Origin of the sequence: Cobetia sp. 14N.309.X.WAT.E.A4 (assembly GCF_030397495.1) — a bacterium.
Taxonomy (GTDB): Bacteria; Pseudomonadota; Gammaproteobacteria; order Pseudomonadales; family Halomonadaceae; genus Cobetia; species Cobetia marina.
The window spans coordinates 167,722-186,675 of record NZ_JAPNXT010000006.1; the positions used below are offsets into that span (position 1 = coordinate 167,722).

An 18,954-nucleotide genomic window follows, 5' to 3' on the forward strand; every position below is an offset into this window, starting at 1 on the left:
CATGGAATCGGCAGATCGCAGCAACAACCCACCACGCAAGGAAGTCATCATCATCGGCGCCGGACCTGCCGGTGCGGCGGCGGCAGCCTGGCTGGCGCGCGCCGGCCACGCCGTGCGCGTGCTGGAGCGCAGCCACTTCCCGCGCTTCTCCATCGGCGAGAGCCTGCTGCCGCGCTGCATGCAGCATCTGGAGGCCTGTGGCCTGATGGAGGCCGCCGCCGCCGGAGGCTATCAGCGCAAGACCGGTGCGGCCTTCACCCGCCGCGGCGAGCATCGCGTGATCGACTTCCGCGACAAGTTCAGCGACGGCCCCGGCACCACCTGGCAGGTGGAGCGCGCCGACTTTGACCAGCGTCTGATCGAAGGCGCACGGGCGGCGGGGGCCGAGGTCGAATTCGGCGTCACCGTCACGGGTTTCACTCCCGCTCGCCCCACGCAGAGTGACACCGCTGGCCATGCCCAGGGGCCGCGTCTCACGCTGGCCGATGGCCGCGAGCTTCAGGCCGCCTTCGTGCTGGATGCCAGCGGCTATGGGCGCGTGCTGGCACGGCTCGAATCGCTTGAGCGTGATCCGCGTCTGGAGCCGCGCATGGCGCTGTTCGGCCACGTCCACGATGGCATCGCCGACCTCGCGCCGCCCGCCGAGGGCTATCGTCGCGACACTATCCTGATCGCCTCGCACCCGAAGCATCCGGATGTCTGGTACTGGCTGATTCCCTTCGCCAATGGCCGCGCCTCGCTGGGCGTGGTCGGCCCGCGTGAGCTGATCGAGCCTGCCGCCGAGGACGATGCGCAGACACGCCTGTGGCAGTGGGTGATGGAAGAACCGCGCCTGGCGGAGCTGCTGCGCGATGCCACGCCCGCCAATGCCGTGCAGTCGCTGGGCGGTTACAGCGCCGATGTCAGCCGCCTGCATGGCCCGGGCTATGCACTGCTCGGCAATGCCGGCGAGTTTCTGGACCCGGTGTTCTCCTCCGGCGTGACCATCGCGCTGGAATCCGCCCTGCGCGCCGCGCCGCTGGTCGCGCGCGAACTGACCGCGACCCGTGATGAGCAGCGCCCGGACTGGGCTCGCGAATACGAGCAGCCGTTGCGGCGTGGCATCGAGGTGTTCCGCGAGTTCGTCACCGCCTGGTACGACAGCCGCCTGACCAACATCATCTATCACCCTCGCTCGCCGGACCGCATTCGCCAGATGATCAGCTCGGTCCTCGCCGGCTACGCCTGGGACGAGGCCAATCCCTTCGTCAGCGCCAGTCGTCGTCGCCTGACCGCACTGGCCACGCTCTCGGCAGCGCAGGCGACGCAAGCGGAGACCTGCGAGCACGCCGCAAGCGCTCTCTCAACGGCCGGCACGCGGCAGAATGACGCCAGAAAAGGTAAAGTATCGTCATGATATCCATGCGTCTCTCGCCTCATGCCATCTCAGTCGGACTGCGCTCTTTCAGAAAGTGTTCTGTCGGGCGGCGATCCGTCGGACTGCTGCTGGCGACCAGCCTGCTGTTGAGCGGCTGCAGCCTGCTCGTGCCCGGTCCGCTCAGCGCCGAGAGCCCGATGCCGGCCCTGACGAGCCTGCAGGAGAGCAGCACCCAACGTCTGATTCTGCGCGTTGAGCGTAACAAGAGTGAGGCCAGCGAGAATCGCGCGGCAGCAGACGCCGCTGAGGACGAGGCTCGCGACCTGCCGCCCCTCATCGGCGTGCTGCGCCAATCGCCCGAGGCCATGCGGCTGGTGCTGCTCAGCGTGCAGGGCCAGCGACTGCTGACACTGGTGCATGACGCCGATGGCAGCCGCTTCGAGAAGGCCCGCCCCGAGGTGCTCGACAAGCTGCCCTTCACCGCCGACTGGCTGGCCCGTCGCATCGCCTGGGTCCACTGGCCACAGGCCGCGATCGATGACGCCTTTGCCGGCAGCGCCTGGCAACTGGTGCAGCACGGCGAGTGGGACACGCCTCACCAGGCCTCGCAGCGCCTCATCCTGCGCGATGGCGAGCGCATGGCCGAGCTGACCCGCGACGCCAAAGGCCGCGTGATCCTGCGGGACCCGGCCACCGAGATGCAGATGACGCTAGATCCCCTGTCTTCCCCCAGCCCCTGACGACTCACCGGAAGCTTCCCCGCATGACTGAACCCGTCACACCCGAGGCACCTGATACCCGCCATGGCCTCACCCCTCGCAGCCCATGCCGTCTGTCTCGGCCCGGTATCGTCTGTCCGCTGGGCGCCGACCACGGGCTGATCAGCAGTGCGCTGTTCAGCGCCAGTCGCGGCCTGCGCGTCAGTGATGACTTCAGTCCCGGCACGCCGCTGTCTCTGGGCCGTGTCACCGCGCGGCTGGTGGATGACAGCGACTGGCCGGCCCCGCTGCGCTCACGCAACAACCGCTTGCTGGCCACCGCGCTTGAGCAGCTGACACCGGAGCTTGAGGCCCTCAAGCGCCAGGGCATCGCGCCGGAGCGCATCGGCGTGGTGCTGGGCACCAGTACCTCCGGTATCGGTGAGACGGAAGCTGCGATGGACGCCCAGCGCGCCGCCGTTGCCCGGGGCACGCCGAGCGCCGACAGCTGGCCGGAGAGCTTTGAATACCGCCGTCAGGAACTGGGCGCGCCCGCCGAGTGCGTGGCCTGGTTGAGCGGCGCGCGCGGGCCGGTCTACACCCTCTCCACCGCCTGCACCTCCAGCGCCAAGGCCCTGGCCAGCGCACGGCGTCTACTGGCCTCCGGGCAGTGTGATGCGGTGATCGCCGGTGGGGCCGACAGCCTGTGCCACATGACGGTGAAGGGCTTCATGAGTCTGGAGGCCGTCAGCCGCCAGCAAAGCCAGCCGCTGGGCGCCGCGCGCGACGGCATCAATCTGGGCGAGGCCGCGGTGCTGTTCGTGGTCACGCCGGAGCACGGCGGCGTGCAGCTGACCGGCGTCGGCGAATCCAGCGATGCCCATCACATCTCCGCGCCCTGCCCGGATGGCAGCGGTGCCGAGGCCGCGATGCGTGGCGCGCTCGCCAGCGCCGGCCGCGCCCCCGGCGAGATCGACTACATCAACCTGCACGGCACGGCCACGCCGCTCAATGACGCCATGGAAAGCCTCGCCATCAGCCGCCTGTTCGGTCCCGATGGCGACAAGGCCGCAAGCCGCCCGCCCGCCGTCAGTTCCACAAAGGCCCTCACCGGCCATACGCTGGGGGCCTGCGGGGCACTGGAAGCCGCCTTCTGCTGGCTGACGCTGGAACATGGTCGCCTGCCGCCGCACGCCACCCCGCGTGAGGCGCTGGACCCGTCATTGCCCGCGCTCAACATCGTCTATCGTGACCGCCCCGAGACCCCGCCGCTCAGAGTGATGAGCAATGCCTTCGCCTTCGGCGGCAACAACATCTCGCTGATACTGGAGCGTCACGCCACCGACCCGGAGTCCTCTGCATGCTGACCCCGACCGCTACCCCCGCCACGCCGCTACCCGACGGCACGTCTTCCCGTGACGAGGGCTATCCCGTCATGCCCTGCGCCATCGGCCCCTATGTGCCACACGAGGCGGGCATGTGCCTGCTGGATGAGGTACTGGCCTGTGACGAGCACTCGCTGAGCGCGAGCGTGCGCCCCTCGCCCGAGGATCTGTTCGCGGAGCTGGACGGCGCTGGCCAGGCCGTGATTCCCGCCTGGGTCGGGCTCGAGTGGATGGCCCAGGCCATCGCCGCCTGGTCCGGCCTGCAGGCCGCGCGCACAGGCCAGTCACCCCGTGTCGGGTTTCTGCTCGGCAGCCGCCGCTATGAGAGCGATCTGCCCGCCTTCGCCTGCGGGCAACGCTGGCAGATAGACGTGCAGCTCGACTATCGCGCCGACAACGGCCTGGGCGCCTTCAAGGCCACCCTCAGCGACGAGCACGGCACGCAGGTCGCCCGTGCCGGCGTGAATGTCTTCGAGCCGCCCGCCCAGGCCATGGCGTCTGCCGTGTCGAAGGAAGGAAGCCCCGAAGCAGGCCCACAGGGGCACTCACCAGAACACTCACAAGAACACTCACCCGGTCAGCAGGATGCTGCCGGTGCCGCACCGCAAGGTAATGTCTGATGTCCGTCACACTCCCCGCTACTCGAACTTCCCCTGCCGACAACCAGGGTGCCGCCGCTGCCAATGAGACGCGCGAGTGGATTCTGGTCACCGGCTCCAGCCGTGGCATCGGCCGCGCCATCGCGCTGCGTCTGGCCCGCGAAGGCTACAATCTGGTGCTGCACTGCCGCTCCCGACGTGACGCCGCCGAGGAGGTCGCCCGCGAGATCAGCGCCCTGGGCGGTGAATCGCGCATCCTGAGCTTCGATGTCGCCGACCGCGAGGCCGCACGCAGCGCACTGGAGGCCGATGTCGAGGCCCACGGCTGCTACTACGGCGTCATCTGCAATGCCGGCATCCACGCCGACAACGCCTTCCCGGCGCTCACCGATGAGGACTGGGACAGCGTGATCCGCACCAACCTCGATGGCTTCTATAACGTGGTCAAGCCGCTGGCGATGCCGATGGTGCGTCGCCGCAAGCCGGGGCGCATCATCGTGATGTCCTCGGTGTCCGGCATGATGGGCAATCGCGGTCAGGTCAACTATTCCGCCGCCAAGGCGGGGCTGATCGGCGCGGTCAAGGCGCTGGCGGTGGAGCTGGCCAAGCGCCGCATCACCGTGAATGCCGTCGCGCCGGGGGTCATCGCCACCGAGATGACCGAAGGGGTCGAGATGGACGAGGCGCTGAAGATGATTCCCATGCGCCGCGCGGGCGAGGCCGAGGAAGTCGCCGCCACCGTGGCCTTCCTGTGCTCGAAGGATGCCGGCTACATCACCCGCCAGACCATCGCGGTGAACGGAGGGATGTTCTGATGACAGCTCCCTCTTCCCCGCTGCGCGGCCATCGCGTCGTCGTCACCGGCATGCATGGCTTCTCGCCCATCGGCAATGACTGGCCGACCCTGCGCGCCAATCTGGCCGCGGGCCGCACCGGCATCCGCTATATCGAGGATTGGGACAAGTACGACGGCCTCAACACGCGTCTCGGCGCGCCGGTCAGCGATTTCGAACTGCCCAAGCACTACAACCGCCGGGCGCTGCGCAGCATGGGGCGCGTGGCCCAGCTGGCGACCCGCTCCAGCGAGCTGGCGCTGGAAGCCGCGGGACTGAGTGACAGCCCGCTCAAGGAGAGCGGCCAGATGGGCATCGCCTACGGCGCGTCCGCCGGTGAGCCGGACGCGGTGGCGGACTTCGGCAACATGCTGATCAACCACTCTACCGATGGCCTCAACGCCAACTCCTACATCCGCATGATGGCGCATACCGCGCCGGTGAACATCGGGGTCTTTCTCGGCATCAAGGGGCGGATCCACACCACCTCCAGCGCCTGCACCTCCGGCAGCCAGGGCATCGGCTATGCCTATGAGGCGATTCGCTTCGGCCGCCAGATAGCGATGGTCGCCGGGGGCTGCGAGGAGCTGTCCGCCGCCGATGCCGCGGTGTTCGACACCCTGTTCGCCACCAGCACCTGCAATGACCGCCCGGACCGCTCGCCGCGACCCTTCGATGCCGAGCGCGATGGCCTGGTGATCGGCGAAGGCGCCGGCACGCTGATCCTCGAGGAGCTGGACCACGCCCTGGCGCGTGGCGCGACCATCCACGCCGAGATTCTCGGCTTCGGCACCAACTCCGATGGCCGCCACGTCACCCAGCCGGACGCCGACATGATGGAGGCCGCGATGCGCATGGCCCTTGACGATGCCGGCCTCTCGGCCAGCGAGATCGGCTATGTCAGCGCGCATGGCACCGCCACCGAGCGCGGCGACATCGCCGAGAGTCACGCCACCCATGCCGTGTTCGGGGAACGCACGCCCATCAGTGCCTTCAAGAGCTACACCGGCCATACCCTGGGGGCCTGCGGTGCGCTGGAAGCCTGGATCGCCATCGAGATGATGCGCGAAGGCTGGTTCCACGGCACCGCCAACCTCAAGGACATCGACCCGCGCTGCGCGACGTTGGACTACCTGCGTGACGGCGGCCGCGAGATCGAGACGGATACGGTGATGAGCAACAACTTCGCCTTCGGCGGCATCAACACCTCGCTGATCCTGCGGCGCTGGCAGGGCTGACGACGCCCGCACGGCCCTCGGTGTCATCGGGCGTGTGACTGTCGCCACCAGACGACTTTGCAGCGGGTCACAACTGGCGCAAGATACGCGCCCGCTGCATGGTCTATGGTGTGATTGGCTCACGCCGTTGGCTGGATGAAGGCGATATTCCCTGGCGTCGAGCCAGTCAAACCCTGTCAGGAGAGGTGTCAGATGGCGTCATCCGTTGCTCAGTCGTTCGTTTCCTCGTCACACCCCATGGCCCACGCCAGCACGGCGCCGGCCGGCCGCCTGTCGCGGGGACGCGTGCTGGTGTCCGCCCTGGTGCTCGGCGCGGCCGGGCTGCTGGCCTCCGCACCGGCACAGGCGCGGGATACGCAGCACTTCCTGCCCATCATGCCGGTGATGGCCAGCACCGCGGCCAGTCAGCGACTGGGCAAGGATGTGGCCTTCTTCTTCGGTGACAAGCAGCCCTACGAGCGCATCGAGAAGCGTGGCTGGGCACGTGTGAACCCGAAGACCAACGCGACCAACAAGAGCGATGCCGCGGCCTGCCGCTGGGTGTTCCTGTCGGCGCTGCGTGAGTTGCAGGAAAAGGCGCGTGAATACGGGGCCAACGCGGTCATCAATATCCGCAGCGACTATGACAACGTGCCCTACTCCAGCAGCGAGAAGTACGAGTGCCACGCGGGCAATGTCGTCGCGGGCGTCGCGTTGCGCGGGGATCTGGTGATCCTGCATCCGAAGAACTGATTCGCCATCATGACGGCCAGGGAAGGCAAGGATGTGAGTGAGGCAGGCGAGCCGGTCGAGGGCAGCTCGGCGCGCGCAGCGGATACTCCTGCGGCGCGCCCGACCGATCACCCCGCCTACCGCTGCGTGGTGCTGGGGCATGCGGTATCGCATGGCTCCGCTTCACTGAGCACTGGTTCACTGAGCACTGGTTCACTGAGCACTGATTCGCTGAGCGCCGACTTGTCTAACGGCGAGCCGCTGATCTCGCATGATCCCCATGCCCTAGCCGCCGCCCTGGCGTCCGCGACTGGCAGCGCTGTGCGCGACTTGCCGAATGACAGCTCTGACGCCACCTCTCGGCCAGCCCGCCTGTGGCTGGCCGAGGCCTGTGTGCTGCCTACGTCTTGTGCTGATTCGGCTGCTCCCTCTGCCAGCTCCTCGACGGATGCCTCCAGCCGTCGCTCGATGCGCAATTTACAGGCGGCTGTGGATAACGCGGACACTCCCGTGTCATCTGCCAAGGCCCGCCGTCGCCAGCAACGTGAAGCCGAATCCCACCTCGCCCGCGTGCTGCTCGGTGAACTCGCCGCTGCTCAAGGCATTGTGCTGCCACTGGCTGACTGGTCACCACGTGGCCAGGCGCCCCATCACCCTGCACTGCCATCAGGCTTTCACGTCTCCATCGCCCACCGCCACGGCCATGTCCTTGTCGGCCTCGCCACCGCTCCGCTCGGTCTGGACCTCGAGTACCGCAATCCCCGCCACGCCCACGACCTCGACGCCCGCATCGCCATGCTGCCTACAGACGCACGCGAACGCCTCGCTGAAGCATCACACCTCAGCGAGACAGAACAACTGGACGGATTTTATCGGGAATGGGTGAGGTATGAGGCGGCATTAAAGAGCACGAATAACCACTCCCAAACATAACAAAATATCAATCATAAATAGCTGTAATTTTATCCAACATGCTATCTGAAATCTGAAAATCTTCTCGATTTATATGACTCAATGCCACATATGGCTTTGAACTAGTACCTTGAGGTAGTCCTAACTCTTCCTCAATATCATTAACAAGAAACAGCCCATGACCTATATTATAATTAATCACATTCAATATGTTTTGAGTTGATCTATCTGCCGCATTTCTAGCATCTATGTTCTTATGATGTTGATGATCTTGATCGTATACTGCAACATAAGGAATGAGAAAACAATTTAAGAGCTTGATATACTGAGGGATGCTATTCTTTGAGCCACAATCTATAGCAGTATATTCATATTTATAAAGTTCATATTTTTTAGCCAATGCCGGTATTACCGCTTTCTCGGTCGCCCCTTCCAAGAGTATAACTTTTTTAGCAAAAAATAGTTCGCTTCTATCCGGATTTATCCAATATGTGAGATTGAAATCCTTTTTTTCGTCACCTTCAAATATATCACCCGCGCATTTTCTTACAACTGTACCTGCTTCATCATCACTTTTGTCAGCTATATATATTGAGCGATATCTTTCTAGATCAATGAGGCCGCTTGAATGAGTACATATAATCACTTGACTACCTAAGTCCGAAAGCTTTACAAAAGAATCAAAAAGCTGCCTTTGTGCTTGCGGATGTAAATACAACTCTGGTTCTTCAAATATAAAGTATTTTGAATTTGATATTCTGACATCGTTATCGACATGTAACCTTCCCGGAGTCTCTTTAGCCAATACTTGCACCAAAGCAAGTGTCAATGCTCTTTGAAGGCCATGACCTTTTCTCACTATATCCGTTCTTACACCATCGTCGATCCAGATCTGAGTATTCGACTTAATAACATTATCAATGTCAGGTTCCTTTATTTCAATATCTATCTTTGTACCCCAGACACTAAGCTCACGTGAAAGAGACAGTTCAAGTTCAGTTATTTCCTGAGGCCTTCTTGCATGATGCTCACCATCATCATTTATATTGAAAATTGAAAACAACTCAGCCAACCCTTCTTTAGCCGACCTCCAATCATTATTGCTTTCAGACATGGAGGATATTACACCTGAATAAATCCTACCAAAGACACTAGACTCTTTTGAGCTAAAATCAGACACAGCATCTTTACAGCGGGTATAAAGTACAATTCTCCAAAGCTACTTGCAGCAACAGACTTCAAACCTAAAAATTCAGTTTCTTCTTTTTGATAAATAAATTCTAGCTCCACTCTGTGCTCCTCAATATACGAGGCTTGAGCATTCATTACATCTTGCTTATTAATCCTTCCTTGAGCAGGCAAGAAATCTATTAAAGGCGTATTCTCAACAACTTCTCTTTTTGTATAATTAGAAGCCTCCTCTTCTTTAAGCCACTCTATAGTACACTTTTCAACAAAACCTCTATATTCAAAACTTCCTCCTTTGTAAGCAGTCTTACGCACAGTTATTTTGTTATCAGAAGTCAAATACTTGGTGAACCTAGCTTTTTCCACATCCGACAAATCGTTAAAAACTATTTCAACAAACAAAATTCCAGAATCACAATTAAAATCTAAATCCTGGTGCTTTAATTGACTAAAGAAGAACAGTATTGCAGATAGGATATTTGACTTGCCGTGATTATTCCTTCCGATAATCACCATTAAATCTTGCGCTTCGATATCTATCTCTTTGATAGACCTCCAATTCGATATCTTCAGAGAATCAAATCTCATAAAAAACTCCTTTAGAATAGAAAATTCATAATCTACTTAAAGAAGTTAACAAGAATTAAAAAACCCGCCAGAGAAAAATCTGGCGGGCTTAGAAAAACCATACTGCGAGTTATTTAACGGCGGCGACCACGGTAATTTCACACAGCAGTTCCGGGCTGGCCATGGCGGCTTGGACGCAGGCGCGGGCGGGGGCGTGACCTTCCGGTACCCAGGCGTCCCAGATGTCGTTGAAGGTCTTGAAGTCATCCATTGTCTTGAGATAGACGGTGGCGGAGAGCAGGTGCTCGCGGTCGCTGCCGACTTCTTCCAGCAGCGCATCGACACGCGCGAGCATGCTGTTGGCCTGGTCCGTGATATCACTGAAGCGTTGTTCCGGCCCGGCGACCTGGCCACACAGATAGATGGTGTTGTTGTGGATGACGGCGCGGCTCATGCGTGCCTTGGTGTCGTGACGTTGGATATCGCTCATGGAGAGTGTCCTTGTGCCGTTCTTCTTGGAGTGGTGAAAGACGCACCAGCGTAAGGGAAAGCCCCTCAGCGGCATGGCGCGCAATGAGGATAAGCGGCCATCAGCGTTCCAGATTCCGGCGGGCGGCGCAACGCGACCTGCGGGGTATTTTCCAGTCGTCGTGAGGGTTTCTGCCTTGCGTACCTGTAGCCACTGCCCAAGGGGCGGAAATAAAGACGCCGCGCCATCCCGACATGACACGGGAAGGCGCGGCGTTCTCATTGCCCGGCAGGGCGTGTGCTGAACGTGCTAGCGCAGGATCAGCAGCGGCACCGTGGCATTGCGGATCATCTCGGTGGTGGTACTGCCGACCAGCAACTGACGGATGCGCGAGTGGCCGTAGGCGCCCATCACCAGCATGTCGATGGCGTGCTCCTTGGCGTATTCGCGCAGACAGGCTTCCACTTCACCGGCCTTGAGGCTGGCCTGCACGTTGAAGCCCGCTGACTGGAGAGTGTCACGCGCGGTCTCAAGCGGAGCCTGATGCTCCACCGAGTCCGCGCCGACCATCACCAGATGCAGCTCGGCGCCCTGCAGCAAGGGGCTGGCCGCCAGCACCTCGATGGCACGCTTGATGGTTGCGCTGCCATCGAAGGCGATCAACACGCGTGTCGGCGTCTGAAACTCGCCCGGCACTACCAGCACGGGACGATGCAGGCTGCGAATCACGCGCTCCAGATTGGAGCCGAGATGCTCACTGGCCTGCTCCGCCCCTTCCCCGCGCTTGCCGATCACCAGCAGGCGAATCTCGTCCTCAAGCTCGGCCAGTGTCTCGACCAGCTCACCATTGCGCTGGCGCGGGCGTGGTTCGGTGATACCGGCCTGGGTGGCGCGCTCACAGGCGGCTTCCAGCATCAGGCGGCCCTGCTCCTGGGCGATGCGCCCGCGCTGCTCATCGAGGGTGGCGAGCTCCTCCAGCAGGTGCTCCCGGGCACCGAGACCGATGCTGCCGGAGAGATCGCCATTGGCGGGTTCGGCGCTTTCATTGCGGTCGATCACATGCAGGATGCTGAGAGGTGCCGACAGGCGCTGGCTGGCCCAGACGGCGGCGTCACACACGGGGGCGGCGAAGGCGGAGCCGTCAATGCAGGCGGTGACCTTGTCATGGCCTGTCGCGGCACTGGCAGAGGATTGGCTCATGGCGGGCTTCCTTGTGCTGACAACAAAAAATACTGACAACGGAGATGGCGTGCCGACCGGGGCGACGCAGAAGGAGGACTGACATTCCCCCCGCGATGCCGGCGCGACCTGTTTCGAGATTACCACTTTCCGACCCCATGAACGCAAACGGCGGGCAGCCCGTGAAGGACTGCCCGCCGTCTGACCTTGTCACGCGGCGCGATCAAGCGAAGTGACTCGATCGCGCAGGGTCATGCGTGCATGATCAGTGACCCATCAGTTTCTCGACCGCGTCCGGCTTGTCATGCACCGCGAAGCGATCCACCAGCGTGGCGCTGGCCTCGTTGAGGCCACGTACCTCGACCTCGGTCCCCTCACGACGGAACTTGACCACCACGGTATCCAGCGCGCCGATGGCGGTAATGTCCCAGAAGTGCGCACGACTGACGTCGATCACGACACGCTCGACGGTTTCCTTGAGGTCGAAACCGGCCTGGAACTGCTCGCTGGAGGCGAAGAACACCTGACCGACCACGCGGTATTCGCGGGTACGACCATCGGCATTCATGTCGCTGCCGATATGCAGCACCTGGCCGATCTTGTTGGCGAAGAACAGCGCCGAGAGCAGCACGCCGACCAGCACGCCGATCGCCAGGTTGTGGGTCGCGACCACCACGGCCACGGTACCCAGCATGACGATGTTGGTGGACATCGGGTGGCTCTTGAGGTCACGGATCGACTGCCAGGAGAAGGTGCCGATGGAGACCATGATCATCACCGCGACCAGTGCGGCCATGGGAATCTGCGAGACCCACGGGCCGAGGAACACGACCAGGATCAGCAGCACGACACCCGCCACCATGGTGGAGAGACGAGTACGTCCACCGGATTTCACGTTGATCATCGTCTGACCGATCATCGCGCAACCCGCCATGCCACCGAGGAAGCCAGTGACGACGTTGGCCGCGCCCTGGCCCTTGCACTCACGGTTCTTGTCGGACGGCGTATCGGTCAGATCATCGACCAGCGTGGCCGTCATCAGGGATTCCAGCAGACCCACGACCGCCAGCGGCAGCGAGTACGGCAGGATGATCCACAGGGTGTCCAGATTGAAGGGGATGTCCGGAATCAGGAACACCGGCAGGCTGTCCGGCAGCTCACCCATGTCACCGACGGTGCGGATATCCAGACCGACGGCCATCGCGAAGAGGGTCAGCACGATGATGCAGACCAGCGGCGACGGCAGCAGCTTGCCGATCTTCGGCACCAGCGGCAGCAGATAGATGATGCCCAGGCCCGCGGCCGTCATGGCATAGACGTGCCAGGTGACGTTGGTCAGCTCCGGCAGCTGGGCCATGAAGATCAGGATCGCCAGTGCATTGACGAAGCCGGTGACCACCGAGCGCGAGACGAAGCGCATCAGGGAGCCGAGCTTGAAGTAGCCGAAGATGACCTGGATCACGCCGGTCATCACGGTGGCGGCCAGCAGGTACTCCAGGCCGTGGTCCTTGACCAGGTCGACCATCAGCAGTGCCATGGCACCGGTGGCGGCGGAAATCATGCCCGGACGGCCACCGGCGATGGCGGTCACCACGGCGATGGAGAAGGAGGCATACAGGCCGACCTTGGGGTCGACACCGGCAATGATGGAGAAGGCGATGGCTTCGGGGATCAGGGCCAATGCCACCACCAGGCCGGACAGGATGTCGGGCCGGAGGTTGGAAAGCCACTGCTGTTTGAGGCTGCTTGTCATCGAGTCGTCCGCAACAGGTTGGGGAAGGTGGTGTGCGTGCTGAATCCTGGCGCTGTCGAGTCAGTCTGGCGTCCGGTTGTGGCAATCTTCATCGCTGCCGTCAGGGGCAGTGCCGCTCGCGCCTGGCTTGCGTCGTGATGCCGCTGTCGTTTCCGGTCGCCCTGTGGCTTTCTTCGCGCCATGAGCTATTCGCTCCGGTCGCCGTGAGGCGTCCAGAGGGCTGTCATTTGACAGTGAATAAACTCGGGGATGGGCGGGATTGTATCAGCTGCGACCGGTGGACGCATCCGCAGAACGCGCGCTCGCCGTCACCGATTGACGGTGACGACGGTCGATCAGACTCTTGATGAGCATCGCGCCCAGCACCAGTGCACCGCCCGCCCAGCCACGCGGGGTGAGCGATTCTTCCAGCACCCACCACACCCACAGGATGCCGAACACGCTTTCCAGCAACATCAGCAGCGCCACTTCCGCAGAGGGCAGATAGATCGGGCCACGCTGGATCAGCGTGAAGCCCAGCGGCGAAAGCACCAGGCACAGCAGCACCAGCCAGCCGGCGCGCTGGGCGAAATCGGCACCGTGAGAGGGCCACAGCTGCGTCAGCACGTCACCGCCGCCCTGCGTCATGCTCCACAGGCACGCCAGCAGGCCGCACAGCGCGGTGACCAGCCCGGACAGTGTCAGCATCGGACTCATGTCATGCCCCGGGCGCGTGCGACACAGCGTGAAGTTGCCGGCCAGCGACAGGCTGCAGCCCAGCGCCAGCAGGTTGCCGGTGAGCGTGCCGCTGCCGGCCTCATCGAGCACCAGCAGCGTGATGCCCGCCAGCGAGGCCAGAATCGCGCCCCACACATGGCGTGGCTGACGCTCGCCCAGCCACAGGCGCGACATCAGCGCCGCGAACAGCGGACTGGCGGCGAGGATGATCAGCACGTTGCCGGCGCGGGTGTATTGGTTGGCGAGCACGAAACCCAAGGTGGAGCCGGTGAACAGCAGCGCGACCCATACGCCGGTACGCCCGCAGCCACGCATGCGCGCCAGGGCGCTGGCGATGCGCTGTGCGGGAGTGCCGCGCTGGAGGGCCAGCAGGAGCAGTGCAAAGCCGATGGCCGTCAGCAGACCGCGCCAGAACACCAGCGGGCCATCGGCGACATCGGCGAGTCGCAGCAGCAGCGCGTCCGGCGAGATCAGCAGTACGCCCAGCGCCGTCATCGCCACGCCCCGCGCCTGCCGCGAGGCGCGGGCGGCGGCTTCTCGCCCGGCCAGCGGGTTCATGACGTCAGTCCGACAGGCGCGACAGGCGCCAGTCGACCACTGGCCAGCCGCGCGCTTCGGCCAGCTGCCGCAGCGGTGCGTCCGGTTGGGTGGCGTGGGGGAAATCGACCCGCTCCAGCAGGGGCAGGTCATTGTGGGAATCGGAATAGCCCCACAGGGATTGCGGCGTGCGATGGATGCGCTCGGCACCCTCAAGCCAGTCATCCAGCGCCGCCAGCTTGCCTTCGCGGAAGGTGACGATACCGCTGGTGGCTCCGGTGAAGCAGCCCTGCTCATCAAAGGCCGGATGGGTAGCCAGCGCCCCATCGGCGGTCAGACGACTGGCGATGGGCCCGACCAGATGATGCATGGAGGCGGAGATGATCAGGGTGCGATGGCCGGCCTCGCCGTGCTCGGCCAGCCGCGCGATACCACCTTCCAGCAGTCGCGGCATGACCATTTCTTCCACGAAATCATCGACTTCGCGACGCACCTCATCACGATGCCGCCCGACGAGCGGGCTGAGCAGATGGCCGGTGTGCTCGTGGATGTCCAGAGTGCCGGCATGGTATTGCACCTGATGACGCTCACCGATGGCCATGAAGGCATCGACATCCTTGATCCAGCCACAGGCGACCATCCAGCGCATCCACATGCCGGTGCAGTCGCCGTCGAGCAGCGTATCGTCGAGATCGAATACCGCCAGCGGGGCATCCAGCGCACAGTGGTGGCGCACATGGCCCTCCTCCGGCGGCGAGAGCGGCGGCAGCAGGGTCACGGCGTCACAGTCGGCGCAGAGATCCGCCAGCGGTGTGCGGCAGATCTCGACATCGGGCGCAGCGCTCAGGGCACGCGGCCGGGCGGCAGATGAGGACGAGGTACGAGTCACGACAGGCTCCGAGTGGCAAGGGGCGTCAACGGCTTCCTGCCGTCACCTGCGTGACCCTCGCATGCGGCGACGCTGCGGGCAAGTCCGCCGCACCATTGGCGCTCCAGCGCTGACGCTGCCAGTACCGACGTTTTCCGTACCGACACTTCCCGTACTAACGCCGGACGAGCCGCGAGAGCGCCAGGCTGGCGATGGCCGTATCCTGCACGCCGGTACCGGTGAGATCCGCCACCGTGATGCAGGTATCCGGGGCCGACCCGCCTGAACGCAGATCACGCCCCTCGGCCAGCAGACGGCCCAGCTCATGCACGTCACGCGATCTGGCCTGCTCGGCCTCCAGCCCTTTCAGCTCACCGTTGGTCTCGGACTGGGTGCGGGTATCACACACGAAATGATCGCACTCGAGGAGCACATCGGCTTCCAGCTCAAGCTTCTCGGGGCTGTCGGAGCCCATCGCGGTGACATGCACGCCCTCCGGCAGCATCGAGTAGTCCAGCAGCGGCGTTCGCGAGGGGGTGGCGGTGACGATGATATCGGCGTTCTGGCAGACCGCATGCAGGCTGTCATGACTGCGCACCGTCAGCCCCAGGCGCTCCTCCGTCTCCCGCGCGAAGGTCTCGGCACGCTGCTTGTCCCGTGCCCAGACATCGACACTCTCGATGTCGCGCACCAGCCGCAAGGCCTCCAGCTGCAGGCCGGCCTGCTCACCGGCCCCGATCAGCGCGACCCGCTTGCTGTCCGGGCGAGACAGGGCATCGGCGGCCACGGCGCCGGCCAGCGCGGTTCTCACCGCCGTCAGGTAGCCGCCATCATTGAGCAGCGCCTCGGCAAGGCCCGTCTCGGCGGAGAACACCACCATCAGGCCATTGAGACTCGGCAGGCCGCGGGCGGGATTGTTGAAGAAGCCGGGACTGATCTTGATCGCGAAGTGCTTGAGCCCCTGGATGTGGGCCGTCTTGACGTCCACTTCGCCGTTGGCCTCCTCGATGGCCATCGACAGGATCGGCGGCTGCACCACCTTGCCCTGCCCCAACGCGATGAAGGCATCACGAATGGCCTTGAGTGCCGTGGTATCCAGCCCCACGACCTCGGCGATCTGTTCGCGTGAATAACTCTGCATGCTGTCCTGAGTCGGTTCCGTCATGCGTCCTCCTCCGGGGTTCGGGTGTCATCGAGCGCGCTGATGTCTTCAGGCACTCTGTTGTCTTCAGGCGTTCTGGTGTCTTCAGGCGTTCTGGTGTCTTCAGGCGTTCTGGTGCTTCAGGCGTTCTGGTGTCTTCAGGCGTTCTGGCCTTGCCCCTGAGCGTCTGCCAGCAGCGCTCTGGCCTGATCGAGCGTTTCCAGGCTGACGCCGTTGCCGCTGATGATCAGCGCGACGCGCTGGCCACGGATCGACTCGGCCAGCGCGGGGTCGGTCTCGCCTCGCCACGAGGCCTCGAGTGCGGCAAGCCCGACCACCGCAGCGCCCTCCACCAGAAGCTTCTCTTCCTCCAGCAGCATCAGCATGGCGCGGGCGATGGCGCGCTCGCTGACCTGATGGTGGTGATCCATCACGCGATGCACCAGCGGCAGCGTGGTGTGGTTGTCCAGGCCAATGCCGCCACCCAGTGAATCGGCGAGGCTTGCGACCTCCTCCACCTCCACCGGGGCGCCCGCCTGCAGGCTGTGCCACATGGCGGCGCCCTCGGTGAGGCTGACGCCATGCACCTGGGTCTCGGGGCGAATCGCCTTGAGCGCCGCCCCGATACCGCCGAGCAGTCCACCGCCGGAGAGCCCGATCAGCACGTGGTCGAGCTTTGGGCAATCCTCCAGCAGCTCCAGCCCGATGGTGCCCTGACCGGCCGCGATCAGCGGGTCATCGAAGGGCGGCACCGCCAGCATGCCCTCCTCCTCGACCAGCCGATTGACCTCGTGGAAGGCCTCGTCCTGGCTGCGCCCGACTCGGCGCACCTCGACACTGCCGCCAGACGCGCCGCCCAGCTCGCCCAGCGCCTCGATGGCCCGTACCTTGTTGGCGGGTACCTGCTCGGAGAGACAGATGATGGCCTTCAGGCCACGGCGCATCGCGGCATAGGCCAGCGCCCGACCGTGATTGCCGGTGGAGGCAGTGGTCACGCCGCGCGCCAGGCGCGTCACGGCATCCCCCGACGTCTGCTCGGCCACGGCCGCCAGCAGGTTGCTGGCACCACGCAGCTTGAAGGCGCCGGTGGGCTGACGGGTTTCCAGCTTGAGCAGGATCTCGGCATCGAAGCGTCGTGACAGCGCCGGGGATGGCACCAGCGCCGTACGCTCGACACCCGTGTCAGTCGATGAATGAAACAGCCGCTGGCGCGCGGCATGGATATCAGCCAGCGCCAGCGGCGTTTCCCGTGGATGCTTGAGCGGGGGCAGGGTCAATGCCATGGCTTACTTGTCACCAGAAGCGGGGTCACCAGAAGCGGGGTCACCAGAGGCCAGATCGCCGTTGTCGAGAAGCTCCTGATGCACCTTGTCCACGGCGCGACGCGCGCGGGCGATGATGTCATCGATCTCCTCGGGGGTGATCACCAGCGGCGGTGCGAAGCCGAGAATGTCGCCCTGGGGCATGCCACGGGCGATCAGCCCTTCCTCGAGTGCCGCCGCCGAGATGCGCGGGCCGACCTTGAGTGCGGAATCGAACGCCTTGCGCTCTGACGGCTGCGGTGAGAACTCCAGCGCCGCCAGCAGGCCGATGCCACGCACGTCGCCGACGATGGGGTGATCGGCGAAGGCTTCCTTCATGGCCTTCTGCAGATAGGCGCCGGTATCGCGGGCGTTGTCCACCAGGCCCTCACGACGAATGATCTCCAGGTTGGCGACACCTGCCGCTGCGCCCAGCGCGTGGCCGGAGTAGGTCCAGCCGTGGCCGATGGGGCCGAATTCCCCGGTGCCCTGCTCCAGCACCTTCCACACGCGGTCGCCGACGATGACCCCGGACAGCGGCTGATAGGCGCTGGTCAGGCCCTTGGCGATGGTGACCAGGTCCGGCTTGATGCCGAAGTGCTGGTAGCCGAACTGGCTGCCGATGCGCCCGAAGCCGCACACCACCTCGTCACAGATCAACAGGATGTCGTGGCGCTTGAGCACGGCCTGGATGGCGTCCCAGTAGCCCTCCGGCGGTGGCACGATGCCGCCGGTGCCCAGCACCGGCTCGCCGATGAAGGCGCCGACGGTCTCCGGCCCTTCGGCCTGGATCATCGCCTCGAGCTTGTCGGCACACCAGGCGGAGAATTCACGCTCGCTCATCTCGGCGCATTCCGCGGGACGACGGTAGTAGTCCGGCGCTTCGGTATGCAGGATGCCGGCGATCGGCAGATCGAAGTGATCATGGAAGGCCGCCAGGCCGGTCAGAGAGCCTGAGGCGATGCCGGAGCCGTGATAGCCGCGCCAGCGCGAGATGACCTTCTTCTTCTCCGGCTTGCCGATCACGTTGTGGTAGTAACGCACCAGCTTGAGCTGGGTCTCGTTGGCATCGCTGCCGGACATGCCGTAGTAGACCTTGGACATGTCAGGCCCGGCCAGTTCGAGAATCTTCTCGGACAGCGCGATCTGCGGCTCGTTCGAGTGGCCGACATAGGTGTGGTAATAGCTGAGCTTGAGGGCCTGCTCGTGAATGGCATCGGCGACTTCCGTGCGCCCGTAACCGATGTTGACGCAGTAGAGGCCGGCGAAGCCGTCGATCAGCTCACGCCCGTCGCGCTCACGGATGCGGATGCCTTCGCCGCCGGTGATCACGCGGCCCGGCAGATCGCCCTGGGCGAAATCACGCAGGTGGGTGGAGGCATGGAAGGTGACCTTGCGGTCACGGCGAATCAGCTCGTCGGTGCTGATGCTGTCATCGAAGCCGACAGACTGGCGTTGGGTGTTATCGGTGCTCATGTGACTCTCCGAATGGTCCACAAGG

At 63.6% G+C, this 18,954-nt stretch carries 18 protein-coding genes; 8 read left to right on the forward strand and 10 right to left on the reverse strand.

From position 1 onward, the window contains the following. Nucleotide 1: 1 nt before the first annotated feature. The 8 genes from OW493_RS10295 (at nt 2) to OW493_RS10330 (ending at nt 7,754) form a co-directional block, all read left to right on the forward strand. Nucleotides 2-1,396, forward strand: a complete 1,395-nt coding sequence (locus tag OW493_RS10295; protein WP_289864042.1) for a tryptophan 7-halogenase — start codon at nt 2-4, stop codon at nt 1,394-1,396. A 158-nt stretch (nt 1,397-1,554) separates the two neighbouring features. Continuing rightward, on the forward strand, nt 1,555-2,097 hold the full coding sequence (locus OW493_RS10300; RefSeq protein ID WP_289864044.1) for a DUF3261 domain-containing protein: 543 nt from the start codon (nt 1,555-1,557) through the stop codon (nt 2,095-2,097). 23 nt (nt 2,098-2,120) lie between these two features. Continuing rightward, on the forward strand, nt 2,121-3,422 hold the full coding sequence (locus OW493_RS10305) for a beta-ketoacyl-ACP synthase (protein ID WP_289864045.1): 1,302 nt from the start codon (nt 2,121-2,123) through the stop codon (nt 3,420-3,422). Beyond that, a complete protein-coding gene (locus OW493_RS10310; RefSeq protein WP_289864046.1) occupies nt 3,416-4,060 on the forward strand; it encodes a hypothetical protein in 645 nt (214 codons plus the stop codon). The genes OW493_RS10305 and OW493_RS10310 overlap by 7 nt, the downstream gene beginning before the upstream one ends. Continuing rightward, nucleotides 4,060-4,854: a 3-oxoacyl-ACP reductase FabG gene (gene fabG / locus OW493_RS10315; protein ID WP_289864047.1), complete on the forward strand. Its 795-nt coding sequence runs from the start codon at nt 4,060-4,062 to the stop codon at nt 4,852-4,854. Before OW493_RS10310 ends, fabG begins: the two co-directional genes overlap by 1 nt. Then, complete coding sequence (locus tag OW493_RS10320) at nt 4,854-6,110, forward strand: beta-ketoacyl-ACP synthase (RefSeq protein ID WP_289864048.1); 1,257 nt, start codon at nt 4,854-4,856, stop codon at nt 6,108-6,110. Before fabG ends, OW493_RS10320 begins: the two co-directional genes overlap by 1 nt. 192 nt (nt 6,111-6,302) lie before the next feature. Then, on the forward strand, nt 6,303-6,842 hold the full coding sequence (locus tag OW493_RS10325) for a heavy metal-binding domain-containing protein (protein WP_240499664.1): 540 nt from the start codon (nt 6,303-6,305) through the stop codon (nt 6,840-6,842). Nucleotides 6,843-6,851: 9 nt separating this feature from the next. Then, nucleotides 6,852-7,754, forward strand: a complete 903-nt coding sequence (locus OW493_RS10330) for a hypothetical protein (protein ID WP_289864049.1) — start codon at nt 6,852-6,854, stop codon at nt 7,752-7,754. A gap of 7 nt (nt 7,755-7,761) precedes the next feature. Here OW493_RS10330 and OW493_RS10335 read toward each other — a convergent pair whose 3' ends face one another. The 10 genes from OW493_RS10335 to OW493_RS10380 form a co-directional block, all read right to left on the reverse strand. Further along, on the reverse strand, nt 7,762-8,847 hold the full coding sequence (locus OW493_RS10335; protein WP_289864051.1) for an AAA family ATPase: 1,086 nt from the start codon (nt 8,845-8,847) through the stop codon (nt 7,762-7,764). A gap of 8 nt (nt 8,848-8,855) precedes the next feature. After that, on the reverse strand, nt 8,856-9,509 hold the full coding sequence (locus tag OW493_RS10340; RefSeq protein WP_289864052.1) for an AAA family ATPase: 654 nt from the start codon (nt 9,507-9,509) through the stop codon (nt 8,856-8,858). A gap of 109 nt (nt 9,510-9,618) precedes the next feature. Beyond that, complete coding sequence (locus tag OW493_RS10345) at nt 9,619-9,978, reverse strand: RidA family protein (RefSeq protein ID WP_289864053.1); 360 nt, start codon at nt 9,976-9,978, stop codon at nt 9,619-9,621. A gap of 288 nt (nt 9,979-10,266) precedes the next feature. After that, nucleotides 10,267-11,157 (reverse strand): universal stress protein, encoded by an 891-nt coding sequence (locus OW493_RS10350; protein WP_077375301.1) that lies wholly within the window; start codon nt 11,155-11,157, stop codon nt 10,267-10,269. Nucleotides 11,158-11,401: 244 nt separating this feature from the next. Continuing rightward, the gene (locus OW493_RS10355) at nt 11,402-12,889 is read right to left on the reverse strand and encodes a SulP family inorganic anion transporter (protein ID WP_077375304.1); all 1,488 of its coding nucleotides are present in this window, start codon (nt 12,887-12,889) and stop codon (nt 11,402-11,404) included. A 264-nt stretch (nt 12,890-13,153) separates the two neighbouring features. Next, nucleotides 13,154-14,164 (reverse strand): DMT family transporter, encoded by a 1,011-nt coding sequence (locus OW493_RS10360; RefSeq protein ID WP_289864054.1) that lies wholly within the window; start codon nt 14,162-14,164, stop codon nt 13,154-13,156. Between the two features lie 4 nt (nt 14,165-14,168). Next, on the reverse strand, nt 14,169-15,032 hold the full coding sequence (locus tag OW493_RS10365) for an HAD family phosphatase (protein ID WP_289864055.1): 864 nt from the start codon (nt 15,030-15,032) through the stop codon (nt 14,169-14,171). A 154-nt stretch (nt 15,033-15,186) separates the two neighbouring features. Then, on the reverse strand, nt 15,187-16,176 hold the full coding sequence (locus tag OW493_RS10370; protein ID WP_289864056.1) for a cyclodeaminase: 990 nt from the start codon (nt 16,174-16,176) through the stop codon (nt 15,187-15,189). 134 nt (nt 16,177-16,310) lie between these two features. Then, entirely contained in the window at nt 16,311-17,435 is a 1,125-nt protein-coding gene (locus tag OW493_RS10375; protein ID WP_289864057.1) for a pyridoxal-phosphate dependent enzyme, read from the reverse strand. A 3-nt stretch (nt 17,436-17,438) separates the two neighbouring features. Next, nucleotides 17,439-18,929 carry an aminotransferase gene (locus OW493_RS10380; RefSeq protein WP_077375316.1) on the reverse strand — a complete coding sequence of 497 codons (1,491 nt, stop codon included), beginning with the start codon at nt 18,927-18,929 and terminating at the stop codon, nt 17,439-17,441. Nucleotides 18,930-18,954 lie beyond the last annotated feature (25 nt).